A 20579-nucleotide genomic window follows, 5' to 3' on the forward strand; every position below is an offset into this window, starting at 1 on the left:
CTCACAAGCTCGTTGACATCACGCACACCAGAACAACGACGGCCGTCACCCTTCGTCACCACCGATTACGGGACAGAGCCGTTCGCTGTACAGACCCACACCCGGCATGCAAGCTTCCGCGTGTGGGCCCAGTGAGCGAGGGCGAGGTCAGTACCGCCAGTGCCAGCGGTTGTCCGTCGAGTCCAACCGGCAGTAGATCACTGTGCCCGACGAGTTCGTACCCGAGGTTCCTGCCAGCGCCTTCGGGCAGTACTGCCCAGCCTGATAGCAGTTACCGGCCGGAGACTTCGGTGTGCACCCAACAGGCTTGGACGGCGCGTAGGTGGGCGCGGATTTCGGCGGCGTATAGATGGGCGTGGGTTCGGGCGAGTCAGTAGGGGTGGGCGTTGACTTCGGCTTCCCCTTGCGCAGGCACAGGTCATAGGTGTCGTCGAAGTAGATCGCGTAAGACTTCGGTCCGATCTTCTTTGCCCGGCAGACCAGTCTGTTGTTGTGTCGTGCGATCGAGGACAAGTCCGTCACGGAGGACACCTTGTGGTCCTCGTTGTATGTGTAGAGGTTGATCTCATAACCCGCCTCAGCCAGCCCGTCGCCGTGGGTGTAAGTCATGAAGTCCAGTGAGAATCCAGAGCGATCAGCGTGCTTCGCCGCGCTGCCCACGCTCTTCTTGACCAGGTCGCCGGTGCCAGGGAAGGGCTCCGCCGATGGGGGTGGCGTGGGGGCGGACCCTGCTTCGGAGGCGACAGTATGCGGTATGTCACCCTTCGCATCAATCTTCCCGCTGCCGCACCCGGCGAGCAGGGCGGTGCAGGACATGATCAAGGCGGGTATGACAGCGCGTCTCACCGAGTCTCCTGGAATGGAAATGTTCGGCCAGGAAGTTGCCAATAGTACGGCCGACACGCCTATCTGCGGCGCTCCAACGAGGGGGAACCTGGACAGGTCGATCGCGGACGGGTAGACAAGCACGACGACGCTCCTGGTCAAGCGAGTGATCTTGGTTGTGGACTCGCCTACCAGGAGCTTCACGCCTTTATCCGACCAGGGTGCAGCCCACCTCACCGCAGTCGGCGCCAGGTTGGATGATGCGTGTACCGATCAATGCTCGTTGGGCCGCCACAGCCAGCGCAGAGCGTCCGGCAGCAGGACGCCGCCGTGGTTGGGGCTGTGTCCGCCGTCTCCCAGGACAAGGCGGAAGTCGTAGCCCGCTTCAGCGAGAGCGGCTGCCACGCGCAGGTTTTCGGCGAGCCAGTTCCACTGTGGCTCATTCCAGTGCAGGTCGCGGTGGCCGCCCTGCATGAAGATGCGCAGCGGCTTGCGGGGGACGCGGGAGATGAGGTCCGGGTAGGGATTGCCATCCGGCATCTGCGCGAAGCTGGACAGGTATCCGATGACGCGGCGGAAATTGTCCGGACGCAGCCACGCGGCGGTAAAGGCGCAGTTGCCGCCGCTGCTCCCGCCGCAGATGCCCCACCTTTCGGGCGACTGGGCGATGGTATAGCGCTCCGCAACCTGCGGGATGATCTCGGTGAGGAGGAAGGTGACGTACTGGTCGTCGAAGGCGTCGTACTCGTTGTTGCGGTTCTTCGGGTTCTCCGCATCGGGAAAGACGCCAGGATCGACGAACACGCCGATGGTGACGGGGACGTCGCCGCGGTGAATGAGGTTGTCCAGGACGATCGCGCCGCGTACCTCCCCTGCGGGGTCCAGGTACCACCATCCGTCCTGGAACACCATCAAGGATGCCGGTTCCGCCGGGTCGTACTGTGCAGGCACGTGTACCCAGAACTTCCGGAAGGTTCCCGGGTAGACCTCGCTGCCCCTCCACTCGAGCTCAACCGTCTCGCCCGCGGGCACGCCCGGCTGTGGAGCGGAATCGGGTCCGTGGACGTAGCGCACGTCGGACTGGTCGATCGGAAGTGGCTGGTAGGGCATCTCGACGGTCACGGGGAGCAACCGTAGAGCGATCACCACCCTTGGCCGCAAGGGATTTTCGTCCAGACGCTCCAACCTCGCAGCTTCAGTGCGAGGTTGGAAAAGACTCCCTCCCCGTAGCGTTGTGAGTCCTACTCGTGGCGGCTGCGGGGAGCACCAATGGACGACGACCTTCAGATCGACAGCGACGAAGACCTCTTCCGTAACCCCGTCTACTACGAACCGGCCGGCCGCAATCTCGACCTGGACCGCCCCGACCTCGGCGTCCCGCAAGGCCAAGACCTCTTGAACGTGCTCCTGCGCATGCGAGGACGTGTCCCCGTCGAGAAGCGCGGGCTCATCTGCCCCGACTGCCGGGACCTCCGCGGCCGGCGCGTCCCCATGTACCTCGTCCAGCGTGACGGCGTATGGCTTGCCTCCCACTACCGGAAACCCGGGGAGAAGCCCATCAGCCATGAGTCCGACGAGCACCTCGCCCGCAAGGAACGCGTCGCGAAGGACTCCGAAGATCACGGCTTCCACGCCGACATCGAGTCGCAGACCGCCGACGGGCACGCGCGCCTCGATGTACGCATCAACGGCGCCAACGGCATCGTCCTGGGCTACGAACCTCAGCTGAGCGCCCAGACAGCCCGCGGAATGCGTGCACGGGAGGGGTCCCGGCGCCGCGGCGCTATTCAGTCGGTCTGGGACTTCGCCGACCCCGACCACGCAGGCATCGGCACCGTCCCTTACGTCCGCACGCCCAACCTGCCGGCCTCCGTCATCCGCGTGCAGAAGAACCCCATCGCGGTCCAGGACGGCAACTTCGTCCTGGAGGAGGGCCAGTGCAGCCAAAACGGCGCGCTCACCCGGTGCCCGGAGAAGCCCTACGACCCGGAGAACCCCACCGACGCCGGTTACTGCGGGGGCTGGCACCGCGTCCTCATGCCCGCCCATCAGTCGAGCGCCTTCACAGGGGAAGGCGGCCTGACCCTCACCCGGTTCATCGTGGAAGCTGCGGCCGGTGAGCGGATCCCGTTCCAGCGGGGCGGCCACCACGGTTGGCTCCCCGCACAGCAGTGGCAGCAGTACCTTGAGGCAAACGGGCCCGCCCTGGACGACAAGGAACGCCAGCCATCCGTACGACAGGGGGACCGGCGCGACAGGTGCACCGAGGACCGTCCGGCTTCAGAGGTGCGGGCTGAACCGAAGCAGAGACGTGGCAGCCGCGCGATCGTCCTTGAGTCCCGCCCCCGGGAAATCGAGGCCGCCAGGGTTCCGGTCGACGCGTCGGGTCAAGCGATCCCGCTCTGCCGCTTCGGCTGCGGTCAGCCCGCAAGCCTTTCAGGACCCGAAGGGCTGCCCGAGCACTTCTCGTGCCGCAGGAAGCATGAGGCGTGATCCATCGGCCACCGCTGACCGCCTCTCGCTACGTCACCTGGCGCCAGAGCCCCCTACCCGGTTCGGGTGGGAGGTTTCATGTTTCCGCCCGACATGTCAGTCCCCAGGGCCACAGTGGGCGCAGCACACCTAGCACCCCTTTTTCGAGGAGCCGACCGTGACCCAGAGCACCACCTTCCGCACCAGCACCAAGCAGGACACCCTCGCCGACCACTTTGTGGAGTTCCTCAGCCGGGTCTCCCGCGCACTCCGGAACTTGGCCGACTCGGCTGACCACGCGGCGAAGATGGTGCGGAAAGCGGACGCGGCACGGCGAAGCTGAACCGGCACGCCCAGGTAGGCCAGCAGACGTGTTCTCCGCGCGAGCGGAGGTGAGCCGTCGCGGTACTTCTGCCCGTCGGCCTCGATGCGGTGCTCTCCGCGCGAGCGGAAGTGCGCCGCCTATTGCTGCGGAGGAACAAGGCCGACCTCCAGCGCAAAGCCCCGGCCCCGCCGCGCTGCCCTACGTCGAGTAGAGCCGAAAGGGCGTTCGTCAGCCGTGGGAGTCCTCTGGGACTTTTCTGGGACTTCCGGCCCCATCAACCAGCACGAGCGTGAAACAGCCGAAAGGTCATCCGCGCAGGTCAGCGGCCGTCGGCCACTCATCGTGGCAGGTCACCGCGCTGGCTGGTCTCTTCCGGGACATCTGAGGCTCTTCAGAAAAAGCGCCGTCACACCCATGCTGACCTACGTGAATGCGAGGCAGGAGGGGCGGTGGCGGCGCCTCTGGGACTTTTCTGGGACTTTCGGCCGGGACCGAAGGATTCCGGTCTCCGCGCACTCGACATGATGGGTCATCGGAGAGACACCAGCCTGAGCGAGTCACGGAAAAGGACGGGTCAGAACATGCTTCTCGGCTCGCTGTGCCGCGTGCGGGCGGCCAGAGCGACAAACGAGCGTCATGACCGACCGTCCACACCTCCTGCTCGGCCGTCACAATGGAGTCATGTCCTCCAGCCCGCAGCACGCAGCCCCCGCGCCGATGGACTTCTCTGGCGCGGACACCAAGGACTTCGCGCTGTGCCAGGAGAGGTTCCGACAGCGTCTGCCGAAGTCGCTGAACGAGTTGCACGGCCCGACCCAGGGGGTCGTGGAGCTGCCGCTGCACATGGCCTGGTCCGGGATGACCTCGTACGACATGGGCAAGCCTCGCCAGCGCATGGGCCTGTACCGCACCGTCCTGCACGAGGGTCTGCGCGGCAACCTGCCCAGCTACCTCAACCGGGACCTGCTCCTCCAGATGTGGCCGGTGCTGCGCACACTCGTCGGTCGCACCGTGCGCACCGTGTGGGAGGAGGCCTAGTTCTTCTGACGACGGCGGTGTGGTCCGGTAGCTCCGGACGGGCGGATATGTGTGTGCAGGAGCCGGGCTACTCCTGTCCGGCCCACGACGACGGCCCGTACTCCGCGCCCGGCTGGGCGAGCCGGTCGGCAAGATGGGCGAGCCAACCGCTCGGGGTGTACGGCGCCGGGGGGTCGACTTCCATGCCCAGCTCCGCGACGGCCAGGGCGTAGTCGGACTCGTCGAGGTCGAGGGCGAGCAGTTCGTGCAGCTCGCCGACGAGGCGGGCGACGAGTTGGGGGTCGGTGGAGGCCCGGTAGTCAGTGACGGCCGCGTCGTGGTCCTCGAACTCGTCCGGCATGTCCTGCGAGAACCACCCACCGAGGAACTGGCCGAGCTCCGGGAACCGGGCGTGCCACTCCCAGTGGGTGGCAGGCGCGGCGGGTGGCGGCACCTCACCCTCCTCGATGCTGCGACTGATGTGGTCGGCGAGCGTGTACAGCCACTCCTGGACCTCTCCCTCGGGCAGGCCCACGTCGGGGATGACGTAGAACTCGCCCAGCCGCAGCCGGAGCCGTCCGGGCGGGTTCTCGGCGTACTCCCGCACCTGCTGCTCGGCGACAGCCAGTGCCCAGGGGCGGGTGTGCCAGGTGTGCCGGAGGTAGGCCGTCAGGGCTTGGCCGGGTGTGTCCGGGGTGTCGTCCACCGGCTGCCCGACATAGGCACGGATCACTTGGTCCAATTCGCCGTAGCGACGGTCGTGTTCGAGGGGACTCAGGGGCACGGGGATCGGCCTTTATGAATGATCAGCGGCGGATGGGCTAGAGATGGACGGGAAACGTGGCATGGACGACAAAGCCGTGCGGGACTGACGCGTCCCGCTTGAGCACGACGCGCGCGGCACGCACGTCGATGGGCTCCCGCCCCGCCAGCATCATCGCCTGCAACAGCACCCGGCCGACCGGTTCGGGCCGCGCAGGCCAGGACGCCTCGATGGTCAGCCGCGGGCGCGTGCCCCGGGCGAGCCAGCGGTGTATGAGCTGCTCGTTGGCGGTGACGACCTGCTGCGTGGCCCACTGGGCGGTTGCACGGTCGGGGTAGGTGGCAGACCGGTTCCGGGACGGCATGGCGGAGGGGACCTCCGAAGGACGTGGGGTCATGACAGGACGGCGTGCTCCCGCTGCATGTGGTCGTCGACGGCCCGGAGCAGGTCACGCAGCGCCGTGGGGGACGCCCAGCCGACGACGGCGGACAGGCCGTCCGCCATCGCCTGCTCTCCCGGGAAGAGCACCAGAGCGGACTGGGCCTCGGCGGCGAGTGGGGTCAGGAACTCGCCGCAGTAGGGATGTTCGGAATCGATCGCAGCCTGAATGGAGTCCTGAAGGGTCTCGTACTCCCCCTCGTACACCCAGTTGACCCCGAATCCGGAAAGCCGGGGAAATCTGACACCGATCTCCCAGCGGGCCAACGGAAGCTCGTCGTAGTCGTCCCGCGGATCCTGCGCCAGGGCCCGGAGCCTTCCCGCCAGGGAGTGCAGGTACGCTGCGGCGTCCGTTCCGGCGCCGGCTCGTTCCAGGAGCCGACGGAACTCCTGAGGCGCGGCTTCCGTGCCGTCGGCGCAGAGACCGGCGACATGATCGAGCAGCGCGGTCACGGTGGCGAGCGGACACACCCAGTCCGTCGCAACGGTTGCGCGCGTGGTCCGGATGAAACGCCGCAGCTCGGCGTCGAGGGACAGCGCTCCCCCGGAGTCCCGCACCGCGGCGGCGAGATCCAGGACCCTCCTCACCGGACCATCGGTGAAGAGAGCTCCGGTGTGCGAGATCAAGCTGTCACCATCCTCGTTGCCACGAACATGAAGCACGAACGAACTTACGATCCACTAAGGACTGACAGGGTACGACGTGACGACGACGAAGGGCGGGTCGATACCCCTCTTGTACTTCAGCGCGACCTGCACGGAATGCACCTCGCTTGCCGAGGCATTCATACCGTGCGAGGTGTAGTCACCGCGTTCCACGGTGCGACCGGTCACCTCGCTCACGGTGAGTTTGAGAGCCGGGTCGAGTTTCGAGTTGTCGGGGTTCCAGTTCGGGTTGTTGGCCATCCGCCTCTCCACCCTCTTGATCCAGTCCTCGACGCGCTGGGCGTTGTCGATGTCGTCGAGTGCCGCCTGTGTCAGACGCTGCGCGGACGTCAGGTCCTTGTACGTGGAGGCGGACGGGGCGTTTCCTTGGTCCCGCAGGCGCTGCCTCAGCTGGTCATCGGTGAGCCCGATGTGCTTGTCGACGCCGTGGCTTCCATGGATGCCTTCCTGGCCGGCCAGGTCCAGAGGATAGAAGTGGTTCCTGGGATCCTCTCCCGGGACCGTGTACTTGTGCTCGGTCCTGAACTCGTTCAGTGCCCGGGCACCGAACGCCTGCGCGCGTGCCTCCTCCGCGTGGAAGGACGGCGCACTGCGGCAGGCCTCGTCCAGCGGCCCCATCAACGCGTCGAGACGAGGCACCAGCGCGTTGACCCGCCGGTCGTACTCGGTGACGATCGCATTGAGCCGGCCTGTGTCGATGTTGAGGACGATGCCCACGCCGAGCTGACTCGCTCCCTTGGCAGCCCCTTTCACCACGCCTTTGAGGAGGCCCTTGACGTCGTCCATCCCGACGCCGTCCTTGAGGTTCACCTCCACCTTGGGGATCGCCTCCCGGATCGCGTCCACGTAGACGTCCCACACCTCACGATTGAGGTAGACGGCCGCTTCGGCGAAGTCGTACAGCAGATTGCCGACCTTCCGGGCGGTGTCGAACAGCACCGTCATCACCGGATGCGAGGCGGTCTGCGACGAGGCCGAGTCGTGCTTCCACTCGTAGCCTTCGCGGCTCGTGCCCCACGCGGTCGTCCCCCACAGCGCACTGCAGAACTGCCGCATGGCGTCGTGCCATTCGCTGTTGCTCTGCTGCGTGATGCTGCTGATGTTTCCGGTCAGCGCGCTCTCGGACATCGAGAGCGTCGAGGCCGTCGCCGTCCACGCCTTGGACAGCGAGTTGAGGTAGTGCTGCTGCGGATAGGGGTAGACCTCCGCGACCTTCCCCATGCGGAATGCGTGTTTCACGATGGGGCGCAGGACCTCGCGGACGGGCTCCGGCACCCATTCCAGGAGGGTGCGGATGAAGTCGTCGCTGCCGTCGTCATCACCCCACTTGAGGTTGGGTACGGGACCGTAGGCCGGAGCCCTGTCGATGACCTGCGGCGGTGACTGGGTGACCGCCCTCGTTTGCCCGGAGGGATCGTTGGCCGCCTCCGCCTTCGCGTAGTTGTTGGCGGTTGTGGTGAAGCCGACCGCCGCCCCGCCGATGCCCACGACGCTCTTGGCCCACACCTCGAGGAAGCGATTGCCCACTTTGGCATACGAGGTCGCGAACGCCTGCGGAGCGGTACCGTAACCGCCTGCGTCCGGGTACTTGTTCAGCTCGTCCAGAAGGGTCTTGGCCCCCCTGTCCATCGGCGTCTGCTGGGCGGCGACACCCGCCGACACCCGGTAGAGGTCGGACGGCTTGACGTCGATGGTGCCGTTCTGCCCTCCGGGCCCCTGTGCGCCCGGCTGTGGGCCGGCCATCAGCGCGCACCCCAGCCCCGCAGCACGGCCTGATGCGCGGCCGTGTAATTGGCGTGGCTGATGGTCGCACAGGCGTGAAGCCACTTCTGCGCCGCCTGCAGGTCCTGCGCCGAGCGGTCCCACTCGTCGAGTTTGTCGACGAAGACTTCGCGGGCCTCGCCTTCCCAGGACAGCACGACCGGGACGACACGGTCATAGAGGTCGTCGAGCTTGTCGTTGAGCTTCTTGAGGATGTCCTCCAGTTCGCCGGCGAGTTCGCGGAGATCGGCAAAGGACACGGTTATGTGGTCGTCACCCGATGGCCCGCTCGTCATGATTCCCCGTTTCGTGTGCGGAACTGCGATGGTGGAGGGAGGAGCCGACAGCGGGCGTCAGAACGAGTCGAGGCTGCTGCGCCCGCGCCCCGGCCCGCCGTCGGCCCCCGTGTCCGGGTGGGGGGTGGACAGCCTGTCGACCTCGCTGTCGATGTCCACCCGGATGCTGCGCATCTGCTGGAGCACGTCCAGTTCCTTCTCCGTGAAACCGTTGCGACTCAGGCGTACGGCTTGCTCCAGGTGGCGCATGACGTCCCGGATGCGTACGGCGTCCTCGGCGGCGGCCCGGTGGAACGTGCGGTACGCGGTCCCGGCCGGACCGCGCCAGCCCGCCTCGATGCGGTCGACGATCGCGTCCATGCGCCGGATCTGCCTGTCCAGGTGGTCCTGCATACCTTCGAGGTCGTCAGCGAGCTTGGTGAGGTTCTCACCGGACACGCGCAGATCGGGACCGCTCCCCTGCCCCGACCCTGAGTCTCGTATGCCCACGCCGTAGTACCCCCGCCCCCGTCGCTGCGGCATCCAACGTCACGTACGTGAGGCGATCATACGAGTAGTCGACGCGCGCCGGACGCGCCCTGGTCGGTGCAGATCATGCTGGATGAGGCCGAGGGCACTCAGTGGGTCTCCCGGCGGGCACCCCAGATCCGGCTTCCGATCGAACGGGTCGGGCGGACGGCCACGACCGGCATTCCTTACCTCGCGCCCGAAGTGCAGCTCTTCTACAAGGCGAAGGCGACCAGGGACAAGGACGAGGTCGACTTCGACGCGGTGCTGCCGCTGCTGAGCTTCTCACAGGCGCCCACGATCTCGGCCTCCGCGAAGGCTCCGATGAACGAGGGGATGTAGCCCTGCCGTACGCCGTTGTCCCGGCAGAAGGACGACAGTGCCTCGAAGAAGTCCTCCCCGTGGTCGAAGGTGACGCCGAAGGTACGGCCTACGGTCAGCTCGTGAGCACGCATGTGCGGGTGTCTCCTGTTGAGGTGGGATCAGCGGGCGGAGGCGGCGAAGGTCTCGCGAACCGCCGCCCCGTCGGCGTCCTGGGCGAGCAGGGCGTGCAGCAGAAGTCGTGCCTGGTAGGGGCTGAGGTCTCCGGCGCCGATGAGTCCTCGGCCCAGGAGGTCCTTCTCGGAGCCGGGGAAGCCGTACGTGTCGGACAGGACAGGGCCGTTGCCGATGCGGGAGGCGAGGACCACGGGGATGCGTGACGCGAGCTTGGTGAGTGCTTCGACAAGGCGCTCCGGGACGTGGCCGACGCCGAAGGCCGCGACCACGAGTCCGTCGCAGTTGCCGTCCCACAGATCGAGCAGGGCGCCGTCGTCGCCGAGGGCGAGGGTGTAGAGCCCGACACGCGCCTCGCGGGTCGGGGCACCGACCATCGGCCCGCGGCGCGGCAGGCCGCCCACCAGCCGCACCCGGTTCTCCGCGATCCTGGCGATCGGGCCACACGCCGGTGAGGTGAAGGCGGCGGGGCTGGTGGTGTGGGACTTGCGGACGGTCCGGGCCGCGTGGACCTCGTCACCGAGTACGACAAGGCAGCCGGCGCCCCTGAGGCCGGGATCGGCGGCGGCCAGGACGGCGGCATGGAGGTTGGCCGGGCCGTCGGCGCCGGGAAGAGTGGGGTTGCGCATCGCACCGGTGACGACGACCGGCTGCTCGTGGCCGTGGTGGAGGTCGAGGAGGAAGGCCGTCTCCTCGATGGTGTCGGTGCCCTGGGTGATGACGACGCCGTCGACGTCACCGGCCTCCAGCTCCGCCGTGATCGCGGCCGACAGAGCGGTGAGATCCTCGAATGTCAGAGAGGCACCGGGCAGACGCCGGAAATCCCGCGCCTTCAGGCTGACGCCGCTCGTGGCCAGGGCGGGCACCGCAGCCAGCAGCTCGTGGGCCGACAGCGCGGGTACGACGCCTCCGGTGGTGGGATCCGTGGTCATGGCGATCGTGCCGCCGAGGGAGAAGACCGCCACGTTCCCGACCGACGTCGTCATATCCCTGCTCCCCTGTCCGGACCTCGCCGAGCGCGGCCTCACGAGTGGTTCACGCAGGCTATCGGGTCGGCTCCGTCCAGGTACGCGGAATGATCACCAGTTGCTCGGCCACGAACCGGCAGGCGGCTTCCAGCCCTTCCAGACCGAGCAACCGGCTGCGCGGCCGCGCGAGCCGCTCCGTGCCGACGGCCGACAACTGTGCGCACCGTCGCCCCAGCCAGGAGGCGTCGAGACTCAGGTACTCCGCCGTTGCCGCAAGGCGCCTTCCGGCTTGCTCGGCAGCCGTGACCGAATGGTGGCTGGCGTGGCCTGTCACGTCGGCGAACGTCCGCAGGGCTCCCGGCCGCACGGTGACCGCGAGGTGGGACGCCCCCTCGGCCCGCACCCATGTGGCGATGACGGCCCGGCGCCCGTGGGAGAGGGGGAACCTCATCTTCAACGTCACCCGGGACAACGACATCAAGGCGCATGGCGAGTACCGCACCAAGAACCTGATCCTCGCCGAGTACGACCGCATGGCCGCCGCCGGCCTGACCCTGGAGACCCCTCTCACCGAGAGCGAGTCCGGCACCTACCGCTCAACTCTCACCTCGCCCCCGGCCAGGGCCCCCGTCACGACTGACCCGCTCCTGGGTGGCCGCATCTGTGGCCACCCAGGGTTGCCCGTCGCTCACCCAAGGAACCAGCACCACGTGGTACGTCGACCGCGCGGCCCTCGGTTACGCCCCTGTGGACGAGACCAAGGGTTCCCGAGCGCAGTGAAGGTGTGTCGCCCGCCTCTCCAGCACCCGGCGCGGCGGACGACACACCCTCAAGCCGCTCAGCGCTCCGATGCGAACCGCACGAACCGTCCCCAGCCTTCGCGGCCCATCGCGAAGGCCGGGCGGGTCACGTCCTTGGAGTCCCTCACGTGGACGGCCTGTTCGGCGATCGCGACCTCCACGCAGCTGTCGCCCTGGCTGCCGCTGTAGCTGGACTTGAACCAGGCGAGTTCCGTCGTACCGCTGTTCATCGCTCTCCTCGCAGTCGCTCCAGCAAGGCCCGGGATTCTGAGGGGTTCAGGGCCTGCGAGCGCAGTGTTTCATAGCGTTGGCAGAGCAGACTCATCTCTTTCGGGTCGGAGATCAGCCGCCCGTTCTGCTGGCCCTCGGAGTACCCGAGCCGCCGCCCCTCCGGGGTCTCCAGAACCTGTACGGGCCCATCCAGGCACGCGTGCAGCCCCGCATCCAGCGGCACCACCTGAAGCGTCACGTTGCGCGGGGCGGTGAGTTCAAGAACATGGTCCACCAGCCCACACATCGCCTCCGCATCGCCAAATCGCCGCCGAAACACGTGCTCCTCGACGATGAAGCTGAACGGCACCTTCGGCCGCTCCCGCATCATCGCCTGCCGTTCCATCCGAGCGGAGAGCTGCACTTCCAGTTCCTCGTCGGTCCGCAGCGGGATCGTGCCCTCGAACACCGCCCGCGCATACGCCTCCGACTGCAACAACCCCGGCACCAGCCTGCACTCGTACGTACTCAAGCTCACTGCCTCCCGCTCCAGCCGCGCCCACCGCCGGAACCACGCAGCCAGCCCCGCCTCCCCCCGCGTGAGATGCCGCGCCGCCTTCCGCAGCGCACCCGTGTTCCCCAGAGCCTCCTCCGCGCGCTCCACGAACACCTCGTCCGGCATGCGGCGCCCCAACTCCACCGACTCAACGGTGTGTTTGGAGAATCGCACCCGGACGCCGAGGTCCGCGCGACTGAGCCCCGCGTGCTCGCGCAGCGCCTGGACGAACGCGCCGAACGTGCGCAGGCTGTCCGACGGATGGGGCTCCCGCTCCCACTCCCCCGCCGGAACCGCCCGCGCGCCGGCGCCCCCGGTCGCTTCCCCCTCGACTCCGACGCTCTCCATGGGCCGCCCCTTTCCTCCGTACCGCCCCGTGACGGCTCTTCACGCCGCCCCGTGCTCACATCCAGCGTGACGGAAAATCAGACGTACCGTCCACTCTTCGTGTCCGTACGATGACTCAACGTACGGGGTGCCACACTCGTCCCCGCCCCGTCCGACCGCCAATCTGACGTCATGGAGAGCGAGGAGAAACCGTCCGTTCCCGCAGTCCGGAGCCACGGCGGGAACGTCCGGGCGGCCGTCGCCCCTCCCGTGGACTCCCGCCCTGTACGGGTGGCGGCGGCCGGCCCTGGCCGCGTTCAGATGAGCAGGAAGAAGGTGCAGTGATGCAGGACGGAACCACCCTCTACGCGCTCGACATCAGCGGAGCCTCGTTCGTGAAGGCGTGCGGCGGCCCCTGCACCGAGGGGTGCGTGACCCTGGCCCGGATCGGTGAGGACGCCTGGGCCCTGGGCGACAGCAAGCGGCCGGACGCGCAGCCGCTGCGGTTCACCACGCAGGAGCTGGACGCGGCCGGTATCGACCCGGCGCGCTTCGGCCTCGGCGTCTGATCCCCCCTCCCCTCCCGTCGGCCGGGCCGGGTCCGCCCCCGCGCCCGGCCGGCGCCTCTCGAAACGGGAACGGCTCGTGCACCACCACGCCTATCTGTGGACCGGCCCGAAGGCACGCTTCGACGACGAGGCCCTGCGGCGGCCCCCGCACCCCGATCCGCCCCCGGCCGGAAGCAGGCCGGAACTGATCGAGCGCTACCGCCAGGTGGCCGCGGAGTTCCCCACGTCGGACCTCCCACCCCTGGAGACCGCGTACTGGCTCGTCAAGCCCCGCTCACTGGTCCGGGGCACCTGGGACGGGGCGAAGGAGGCGGCGGCCTGGCTCGGTGAGCGGCTGGCCGAGTACGCGCCCCGGTTCGCATCGGAGAGCGACCGGGACACCGCGCGCCTGGCCCGGCTGGTGGACGCCGCCGCCGAGCGCCTGCGCTCGGGTGCCGACGTGTCGTACGGCTGCTACCTCGAACGCCCCTCGTACCTCTCCCTGGCCGTGGTGACGTGCTCCCCGAACCGCGCGATGCCCGAACTGGCCTGCCCGTGCGCGTAGAGCAGGCTCGGCATTCGCCCCCGCCCTGACCGCACGCCTCGGCGTCGGCCCCGGAGACTTCCATCAAACGGGTGATCACACCTCAAAAGCCGACGAACGTTCTTGCTTCGCGCATAGTTTCCCGTCATGCCCAACGTCAGTCACGACACCCTGCACGGCTTCCTGCCGGGACGTCCGAAAGCGCTGAACCGTGCGCTGGGCCTCCTGAACAGCAGCATGGGCGGCCAGACCTCTGCGCACCGGCCTGGGCGCCCCACCCAGGTGACAGCGCCTTACGTGCTGGGCCCGGCCAACGTTCCGCGTGTCAGCCGGATCCAGGATGCCTCAGCCGACCTGGACTTCGCCGCCTTCTGTCTGTGGATCCACAGCAACGACCCGGACATCGAGGGCATACTGACGGTAATGGGCGAGGCGTTGGCCCAGGACACGGACCGCGAAGCGCGGGACGACCTGGCGGGACTGATCGAGGACGGCTTGGGCAGCGAACACGCCCGGAAAATCTGGAGGAACCTGATGGAAACCCTCTTCACCCCCAGGCAAGGCACCATCGTGGGCGACGCCCGCCTCGCAGGACAGGAAGAAGGACGCGAGGAAGGACGCGTGGCCGGAAAGGTCGAGCAACTACTGCGCCTGATGGAGCGCCGCGGCCTCTCGATGACGGAAGAGACCCGACAGCGCGTCATCACCTGCACGGACATGCCGCTCCTGGACCTCTGGTTCGACCGCGCCATCGACGCCACCACCCTCGACGAGATCTTCGCCAGGCCCTCCGCCACGGACCGCGTCCCCGCCCCCGCCCAGAGCCCGGAGCGCACCGCAGTCCCCAGCCAAGAGCCGAGGAACCCCGGGCCCTCGGCCACCTGACACCAGAAGCGCACACCCGGCCGCGCCCCACTCCGGGGTGCGGCCCGCTCGGTTCATGGCCCGGTCCCCAACTCCTCGCACATGCCAGTCCCGCAAGCGCACCGACTCCTCTCCTCCGCCGTACGGTCACCCCGCGTACGGGGCGCGGCACTCGCACCCGCCCGCACCCGACCGTCAGTCTGACGGCATGAACCACGCAACATCCCCAGTGGGCGCCCCCGCCGGCACCTTCACCCAGCTGCTGTCGTCTACTCGGCGCGGCGCCCGTCTCGCCCGGCTCCTCGCCGTGACCGAACTGCGCTCCCGGGGCGCCTCGCAGGACCTCACGGAGCGTGCCGAACTCGTCGTCGCGGAACTCGCCGCCAACGCCGTCCTGCACGGCCGCGTGCCCGGCCGCTGCTTCCGGCTGACCCTCGCCCTCGACCCCGCCGCGGACCGTCTGCGCGTCGAGGTCACGGACGCCCGCGGGGACCTGTGGCCGTGGCCGGCCCCGGCGGAGGACGGGCCCGGCGCGCTCCCCCTCGGCGGACGCGGCCTGGCACTCGTCACCGCCCTCGCCGACCACTGGGACTGCGTCCCCACCCGCCCGGCGGCAAGACCGTCCGGGCGGTGCTGACGACACCGGCCGACGGGTGAGGGCGTCGCCCGAGGAGAGCGGAAGCCCGCGCGCCTACACCTCCGCGGGCAGCGCGGGGAACACCACCACCGAGCCGTCTCTGTCGCGGGCGATCTCGATCGCCACGTCCGTCGGGCGGCCGTTGAGTGCGACGCCGTCGCCCAGGCGGCGGATCTGGTACGCCGCGCGCAGGAGCCGGTCGACCTCACCGGTCGTGAAGACGGGGCGCTTACCGTTCGGGCGTGCCAGCTCCAGCGTCGACAGGCGCACCAGCACCCCGGCGATGCCCGACTCCAGCTCGTCGAGACGCCGCTCGTCGTCCTTGAGGGCGCGGGCGAAGTTCTCGAACAGGTTGTCGGGCTCGCTCTGGGCTCGCTCGACCGCCTGGAGGACGTTGACGCGCCGCTTCAACGCCATGGCCAGCGACGCCAGTTCGACGTGGGTGCGGAACGTGCCGCCCTGGTCGTCCACGCCGGGGAACGACTCGGTCAGCGTGCCGATCTCGACGGGCTCGCCGGCGGGCAGCTTGTCGAGCGCGCTCCGCCAGCGGGCCAGACGGATGTCAGCCTTGCTCAGTGCCGTGTCGATGGCGTGCACCGCCGAGTCGAGTCCCAGCGAGACACCGAGCTTGCCCTGGTCGAGCAGGATGGCCGTGGCCTTGTCGATGGCGGGACGGCAGCCGTTGAGTGCGCTGTGCTCGTCGTCGAGCTTGTCGGCCTGAAGCTGCTCCAGCAGGTCCGTGATGTGCGCGATGGCCTGCTGCCGCTTGCGGTCGGCGTGCGCGCTCACCCCGACGGCCACCGCCATGAGCACGAGCGGAGCGGCCACGGTGAGCACCGCGCCGCCCGCGGCCGCGGCGCCGGCGGTCGCACCCGCGCCACCGACCGTGCCCGCCGCTGCCGCCCCGCTGACCGGCACAAGTGTCGCTTTGGCGGCGATCTGGCCCGTCGTCGAATGCACGAGGGTGCCGTAGAACTCGCCCGTCGACCCCTTCGGCTCCATCCAGCGAACCAGCCCCTGTCCGAACTCGGCGGCGACCTTCGCCGGGACCACCACGCGGCACAGGATCTCGCCGGAGGCCGTCGCCTTGGCGGCCGTGGCGGAAGCCTTCGCCGACTCGGTGATGAGCTGCGACAGGTGCTGCGCCAGGGGGCTGGCGGCATCGAGCGGGATGCCCTGGCTGCGGTCGAGCTTGTCGGGCAGCGGGTGCGCCTCGAGCGTGGCGATCGGCTGGTCGGCCAACGCGGCCAGCACGCCGCGCAGTTCGACCAGCCGCTCGGCCGTCATCGGCCCGCTCCCGATCACCGCCGGCACCTGGACATCACGTGTCGCCAGCGTCCAGACCGGAACGTTCGGCGCCTTGCGATAGTCGATCATCGTCCCCCCAACTCTTCCCCACGTCAGCCTGCGTCTGACGTCCCAGCAGAACGGTATAGCCGAATCACGGCACCGTGTGCCGCTCGATCCACATCGACCACCTCCCGGCACAGCGGGCCGGCGCAGGCGACGCGAGCACAACGACCGGCGCCCGCTCAGTGACTGGAACCGTGACAGTCGATTCCGGAGCCGCCAACGCAGTCGGAGCAGGGACCAACGGCTGGACCTTCTGGCTGGCCGACACACCCGAAGGGCAGGTCTCGCTGGCCGATCTGCGCGCCGCCCTGTCGGAGGAGATCTGACACCTCACCCATGCTTGTTGACGGTGTCAACGTGTAGCCTGTGCGTGTTCGACGCAGGTGTCGCCCTCTCCTGGAAGGTCACCCATGCCCCAGCCCGACCGTCTCCCCGGCACACCCGAGTTCCGCATCAAGCTGCCGCAGGACGGTGCCGAGGCGCGTGGGTGTCTGCTGACGCAGTTCGGCGGCAACGGAGCGAACAAGTTCCTGCTGCGGGAGGGGTCCCTCGTGACCGCCGAGGAGTGGCCGGGGCTCGGCCGCCATGCCCGCCGGTTCCGGGCGGAACTCCGCGCGGACGGCGCGCTCGTGGACGCCCCGGCTGCCCCCGGACAACCCCAGGACGCGCCCGCGCGCTGGACGGTGACCCGGGACATCGAGTGCAACTCCTCCTCGGCCGCTGCCGCCCAACCTCTTCGTGATCGGCACGATGAACACCGCCGACCGGTCGACCGCGCTGGTGGACGCGGCGATGCGGCGCCGTTTCGCCTTCGTGGAGCTGTCCCCGCGCACCGAGCCGACCGCCGGGCTGCTCGCGCGCTGGCTGAAGCGTGAGGGCAGGGACCCTGAGCCCGCCCGCCTCCTCGACGCCCTCAACGCCCGCATCGACGACGCCGACTTCGCCATCGGTCCCTCGTACCTGATGAAGCCGGGCGTGTACCGCGACGGCGGCCTGGAGCGGACCTGGCGCACGAAGATCCTGCCGCTGCTCGAGGAGCACCACTACGGCGAGGGCCTCGACGTCGCCGCCCGCTACGGCCTCGACGCGCTGCGCGGGCAGCGCCCGTGACCGTGTCCGTGGCCGCGGTGACGCTGCGCGAGTACGGGCCCGCCGTCTCCGTACCGCTGGGTGCCGAGGCCGGACGGGCCCTGGCAGCCTCCGGCATCCTGGAGAGCGCGACTCCGGATCCCGGCCGGGACGGGCACTGGCTGCTGCGGGCGGGCAGCCGGGTCGGCGCCGTGCGCACGCCCGGCGGTCCGGTGGTACGGATCACGCCCAAGACCCCGGTGAGCCGGCTGTTCTTCCTGCTCGGGTTCAGCCTCGACCCGGCACGCGCCTGGCGCGACAGCCGGGAGGGCACCGTCGACACCGGCGTGTACGACGACGTCGTCCCGGCGCTCGCGCACGCCGTGGAGCGGCAGATCGACGCGGCGCTGCGGCAGGGGGTCCTCCAGGGCTACCGGGAAGTGGAGGAGTCCGCGCTGGTCGTGCGCGGGCGGCTGCGCGAGGCCGAGCAGATCCGGCGGCACTTCGGCCGTACGCCGCCCGTGGAGATCGCCTACGACGCGTACACCGCCGACACCGCCGAGAACCGCATCCTGCGCGCCGCCGCCGAGCGGTTGCTGCGGCTGCCGGGTGTCCCCGGCCCCGTCCGACGGCGTCTCGCCCACCAGCGCGTACGTCTCGCCGACGCGCTGCCACTGGTACGGGGGCAGGAACTGCCGCGTTGGCAGCCGTCGCGCCTGAATGCCCGCTACCAGCCCGCGCTGCGGCTCGCCGAGGCCGTCCTGCGCGGCTCCTCGCCGGAGCACCGGGCCCCCGGGCCCGACCCGCTCGCCGTGGACGGCTTCCTGCTCGACATGAACAAGCTGTTCGAGGACTTCGTCACCGTCGCCCTGCGCGAGGCCCTCCGGGAGCACGGCCTGACCGCGCGCCTCCAGGACCCCCACCACCTCGACACCGCGCGACTCGTACGGATGCGCCCCGACCTCGTCGTCCGCACCGGCGACGGCCGCACCCCCCTCGCCGTCGTCGACGCCAAGTACAAGGTCGAGAAGGCCGACGGGCTCCTCAACGCCGACCTGTACCAGGCGCTCGCGTACGCCACCGTGCTCGGTCTGCGCGAGGCGCACCTGGTGTACGCGGCCGGACGGTGGCCCGAACGCTTCCACGAGGTACGCGGAACGGGGGCGGAGCCGGGCGGACGAGGAGTGCGGCTGTACCAGCACAGCCTGGACCTCTCCCGCGAGCCCGGACCACTCCTGTCGGCCCTCCGGGAGATCGCCGGGCGGCTGGCCGCAGCGACCCCGCTTTCGCGGTCGTGAAGCACCGTAGGACGGAAAGGAAGAGATTCGATGCCCCGGCTCGCCTTCGCCCAGAGCTTCTGGGACGGCTACGACACCCTGGAGAAGCCGGTCCGAGCCGGAGTGCGCAAGGCCATGGCGAAGTTCCAGGCCATGAGCGTCGCCGAACTCAACGCGGACAAGGGACTGCACCTGGAGTCCGTCGAGAAGGCCCGTGACCCGCGGATGCGCACCATACGCATCATCGACTTCTGGCGGGGCGTCGTCCTCGCCCCCGACGACGGCAGCGACACGTTCCTGCTGGTCAACGTCCTGCCGCACGACGACGCCTACACCTGGGCGGCGAAGCGCCTGTACAGCGCGAACTCCGCGACCCGGGCCCTGGAGGTACGCAACGCCGTCGCCCTGGACGAGCTGACACCGCTGTACGAGACGGCCGCGCGCACGGCTCCCCGGCTGCTGTTCACGGACGTCTCCGACGGCACGCTACGAGAGCTCGGCATCGACGACCAGGTGCTGCGCGCCGCGCGTTCCCTGGTCGACAAGGCCCAACTGGAGGCGTTCTCCACCCTCCTGCCTGAAGATCAGCTGGAGGTGTTGCAGTACCTCGCCGAGGGCTTCACCCCGGAAGAGGTCTACCGGGACGTCGTGGCCGTCCGCCGGCCCGCCGACGCACCCGCCGAGCCGGTCGAGGACCTGGCCACGGTGATCGCCAACACCCCCGCACGCATCCGCCTGGTCACCGGGCCGCAGGAGCTGGAGGAGGTCCTGGAGAAGCCGTTCGCGGCCTGGCGGGTCTTCCTCCACCCCTCCCAGCGGCGCGTCGCCCACCGCACCTCGTACGGGGGTCCCGTCCAGGTCACAGGCGGCCCCGGGACAGGCAAGACGGTGGCCGCCCTGCACCGGGTCAAGCACCTGCTCGGCGGTTCCGACGACGACCGCGTCCTGCTCACCACGTACACGAACGCGCTTGCCACCGGGCTGCGGGAGATGCTCGGCCTGCTGCTCGACGAGGACGAGGAACTGCTGGCGCGGGTCGACGTGACGACGGTCGACGCCTGTGCGAACGGCATCGTGCGCGCGAAGTCGGCGACCGTCCCCAGGCCGATCGGCGACCGGGAACAGCGGCAGTTGTGGGAGAAAACCGTCAAGCAGCTCGGTCTGCCGTTCACCGCGCAGTTCCTGGCCCAGGAGTACCGGCACGTCGTTCTCGGCCAGGACCTCCGCGATCTCGACGCCTACCTCGGCGCGAGCCGCCGCGGCCGTGGCACCGGCCTCGGTCCCGCGCGCCGCCGACTGGTGTGGAGCGGCGTGGAACGCTTCGAACGGTTCCTGCGCGACCGCGGCGAGACCACCCACCTGCGGGTCTGCGCCAGCGCCGCGGAACTCCTCGCGGGCGAGCCGGTCGCCCCGTACGCCCATGTCGTCGTCGACGAGGCCCAAGACCTGCACCCCGCGCAGTGGCGTGTGCTGCGCGCTGCCGTTGCCCCCGGCCCCGACGACCTGTTCGTCACGGGAGACCCGCACCAGCGGATCTACGACTCCCGGGTGTCGCTCGGCTCCCTGGGCATCGCCACGGCCGGTCGCCGCTTCCGGTTGCGCGTCAACTACCGCTCCACCGAGGAGATCCTCGCCTGGTCGGCGCGGCTCCTCACGCCCGTCACCGTCGAAGCACTCGAGGGCGAGGGAACGGACTCGCTCGCCGGGTACCGCTCCCTGCTCCCCGCGGGCGCCACCCCCAGGCGCAGGGGTACGCGACCCGGCAGGAGGAGACCGAGGCCCTGGTGGACCGCGTCCGGGCGCTGCTCGCCGAGGGTGTCGCACCGCGTCGAGGGCGAGCAGTTCATGCAGCTCGCCGACGA

The 20579-nt window shown here is 69.3% G+C and carries 22 protein-coding genes and 3 pseudogenes; 11 read left to right on the forward strand and 14 right to left on the reverse strand.

Annotation, left to right across the window (positions count from 1 at the left end; all coding sequences use genetic code 11):
* Positions 1 to 147: 147 nt before the first annotated feature.
* Together DEP02_RS33455 and DEP02_RS14750 are read right to left on the reverse strand one after the other, a co-directional pair.
* Positions 148 to 969 carry a hypothetical protein gene (locus tag DEP02_RS33455; RefSeq protein WP_157977446.1) on the reverse strand — a complete coding sequence of 274 codons (822 nt, stop codon included), beginning with the start codon at positions 967 to 969 and terminating at the stop codon, positions 148 to 150.
* A gap of 129 nt (positions 970 to 1098) precedes the next feature.
* Positions 1099 to 1947 (reverse strand): alpha/beta hydrolase, encoded by an 849-nt coding sequence (locus tag DEP02_RS14750; RefSeq protein WP_112467784.1) that lies wholly within the window; start codon positions 1945 to 1947, stop codon positions 1099 to 1101.
* A 147-nt stretch (positions 1948 to 2094) separates the two neighbouring features.
* Between DEP02_RS14750 and DEP02_RS14755 the strand changes: the two genes are divergently transcribed.
* The 3 genes from DEP02_RS14755 (at position 2095) to DEP02_RS14760 (ending at position 4660) form a co-directional block, all read left to right on the forward strand.
* Entirely contained in the window at positions 2095 to 3318 is a 1224-nt protein-coding gene (locus DEP02_RS14755) for a hypothetical protein (RefSeq protein ID WP_112467785.1), read from the forward strand.
* Positions 3319 to 3475: 157 nt separating this feature from the next.
* Positions 3476 to 3640 carry a hypothetical protein gene (locus DEP02_RS33460; RefSeq protein WP_157977447.1) on the forward strand — a complete coding sequence of 55 codons (165 nt, stop codon included), beginning with the start codon at positions 3476 to 3478 and terminating at the stop codon, positions 3638 to 3640.
* A 663-nt stretch (positions 3641 to 4303) separates the two neighbouring features.
* Positions 4304 to 4660 carry a hypothetical protein gene (locus DEP02_RS14760; protein ID WP_112467786.1) on the forward strand — a complete coding sequence of 119 codons (357 nt, stop codon included), beginning with the start codon at positions 4304 to 4306 and terminating at the stop codon, positions 4658 to 4660.
* Positions 4661 to 4727: 67 nt separating this feature from the next.
* On the opposite strand, the gene DEP02_RS14765 is transcribed toward DEP02_RS14760, so the two are convergent.
* The 11 genes from DEP02_RS14765 to DEP02_RS14825 form a co-directional block, all read right to left on the reverse strand.
* Entirely contained in the window at positions 4728 to 5423 is a 696-nt protein-coding gene (locus tag DEP02_RS14765) for a contact-dependent growth inhibition system immunity protein (RefSeq protein WP_112467787.1), read from the reverse strand.
* A gap of 37 nt (positions 5424 to 5460) precedes the next feature.
* Positions 5461 to 5766: an RNase A-like domain-containing protein gene (locus DEP02_RS14770; protein WP_112467788.1), complete on the reverse strand. Its 306-nt coding sequence runs from the start codon at positions 5764 to 5766 to the stop codon at positions 5461 to 5463.
* Positions 5767 to 5795: 29 nt separating this feature from the next.
* Positions 5796 to 6467, reverse strand: a complete 672-nt coding sequence (locus DEP02_RS14775) for a hypothetical protein (RefSeq protein ID WP_232839118.1) — start codon at positions 6465 to 6467, stop codon at positions 5796 to 5798.
* 54 nt (positions 6468 to 6521) lie between these two features.
* The gene (locus DEP02_RS34710; protein WP_232839119.1) at positions 6522 to 8249 is read right to left on the reverse strand and encodes an RNase A-like domain-containing protein; all 1728 of its coding nucleotides are present in this window, start codon (positions 8247 to 8249) and stop codon (positions 6522 to 6524) included.
* Complete coding sequence (locus DEP02_RS14790) at positions 8249 to 8563, reverse strand: WXG100 family type VII secretion target (RefSeq protein ID WP_112467790.1); 315 nt, start codon at positions 8561 to 8563, stop codon at positions 8249 to 8251. The genes DEP02_RS34710 and DEP02_RS14790 overlap by 1 nt, the downstream gene beginning before the upstream one ends.
* Before the next feature lie 57 nt (positions 8564 to 8620).
* Complete coding sequence (locus DEP02_RS14795) at positions 8621 to 9001, reverse strand: WXG100 family type VII secretion target (protein ID WP_232839120.1); 381 nt, start codon at positions 8999 to 9001, stop codon at positions 8621 to 8623.
* 284 nt (positions 9002 to 9285) lie between these two features.
* Positions 9286 to 9525 carry a PCC domain-containing protein gene (locus tag DEP02_RS14805; RefSeq protein WP_232839121.1) on the reverse strand — a complete coding sequence of 80 codons (240 nt, stop codon included), beginning with the start codon at positions 9523 to 9525 and terminating at the stop codon, positions 9286 to 9288.
* Between the two features lie 27 nt (positions 9526 to 9552).
* Positions 9553 to 10551: an asparaginase gene (locus tag DEP02_RS14810; protein WP_112467792.1), complete on the reverse strand. Its 999-nt coding sequence runs from the start codon at positions 10549 to 10551 to the stop codon at positions 9553 to 9555.
* Positions 10552 to 10609: 58 nt separating this feature from the next.
* Positions 10610 to 10984, reverse strand: a complete 375-nt coding sequence (locus tag DEP02_RS14815) for a hypothetical protein (protein WP_157977448.1) — start codon at positions 10982 to 10984, stop codon at positions 10610 to 10612.
* A gap of 387 nt (positions 10985 to 11371) precedes the next feature.
* Positions 11372 to 11563, reverse strand: a complete 192-nt coding sequence (locus tag DEP02_RS14820; protein ID WP_112467794.1) for a DUF397 domain-containing protein — start codon at positions 11561 to 11563, stop codon at positions 11372 to 11374.
* Positions 11560 to 12447, reverse strand: a complete 888-nt coding sequence (locus DEP02_RS14825) for a helix-turn-helix domain-containing protein (RefSeq protein ID WP_112467795.1) — start codon at positions 12445 to 12447, stop codon at positions 11560 to 11562. Before DEP02_RS14825 ends, DEP02_RS14820 begins: the two co-directional genes overlap by 4 nt.
* Before the next feature lie 323 nt (positions 12448 to 12770).
* On the opposite strand from DEP02_RS14825, the gene DEP02_RS14830 reads away from it, so the two are divergent.
* The 4 genes and pseudogenes from DEP02_RS14830 to DEP02_RS14845 all read left to right on the forward strand — a co-directional run bounded on the left by DEP02_RS14830 (position 12771) and on the right by DEP02_RS14845 (position 15039).
* Positions 12771 to 12995, forward strand: a complete 225-nt coding sequence (locus DEP02_RS14830) for a DUF397 domain-containing protein (RefSeq protein WP_112467796.1) — start codon at positions 12771 to 12773, stop codon at positions 12993 to 12995.
* Between the two features lie 76 nt (positions 12996 to 13071).
* On the forward strand, positions 13072 to 13539 hold the full coding sequence (locus tag DEP02_RS14835) for a hypothetical protein (protein WP_112467797.1): 468 nt from the start codon (positions 13072 to 13074) through the stop codon (positions 13537 to 13539).
* A gap of 126 nt (positions 13540 to 13665) precedes the next feature.
* On the forward strand, positions 13666 to 14403 hold the full coding sequence (locus DEP02_RS14840; RefSeq protein WP_112467798.1) for an RpnC/YadD family protein: 738 nt from the start codon (positions 13666 to 13668) through the stop codon (positions 14401 to 14403).
* Positions 14404 to 14590: 187 nt separating this feature from the next.
* Positions 14591 to 15039, forward strand: a pseudogene (locus tag DEP02_RS14845) (ATP-binding protein).
* 34 nt (positions 15040 to 15073) lie between these two features.
* Here DEP02_RS14845 and DEP02_RS14850 read toward each other — a convergent pair.
* Positions 15074 to 16396 (reverse strand): hypothetical protein, encoded by a 1323-nt coding sequence (locus DEP02_RS14850; protein WP_112467800.1) that lies wholly within the window; start codon positions 16394 to 16396, stop codon positions 15074 to 15076.
* A gap of 170 nt (positions 16397 to 16566) precedes the next feature.
* On the opposite strand from DEP02_RS14850, the gene DEP02_RS35325 reads away from it, so the two are divergent.
* The 4 genes and pseudogenes from DEP02_RS35325 to DEP02_RS14870 all read left to right on the forward strand — a co-directional run.
* Positions 16567 to 16698, forward strand: coding sequence for a hypothetical protein (locus DEP02_RS35325; protein WP_269809365.1), 132 nt, complete (start codon positions 16567 to 16569; stop codon positions 16696 to 16698).
* A 394-nt stretch (positions 16699 to 17092) separates the two neighbouring features.
* Positions 17093 to 17482: pseudogene (locus DEP02_RS34715) on the forward strand (DUF4357 domain-containing protein); the annotation flags it as partial.
* Positions 17479 to 18738 carry an McrC family protein gene (locus tag DEP02_RS14865; protein ID WP_112467801.1) on the forward strand — a complete coding sequence of 420 codons (1260 nt, stop codon included), beginning with the start codon at positions 17479 to 17481 and terminating at the stop codon, positions 18736 to 18738. The pseudogene DEP02_RS34715 and the gene DEP02_RS14865, both read left to right, overlap by 4 nt.
* Before the next feature lie 30 nt (positions 18739 to 18768).
* Positions 18769 to 20543 (forward strand): annotated as a pseudogene (locus DEP02_RS14870) (UvrD-helicase domain-containing protein); the annotation flags it as partial.
* Positions 20544 to 20579: the final 36 nt, after the last annotated feature.

Origin of the sequence: Streptomyces triticisoli (genome assembly GCF_003270085.1) — a bacterium.
GTDB classification, from domain to species: domain Bacteria; phylum Actinomycetota; class Actinomycetes; order Streptomycetales; family Streptomycetaceae; genus Streptomyces; species Streptomyces triticisoli.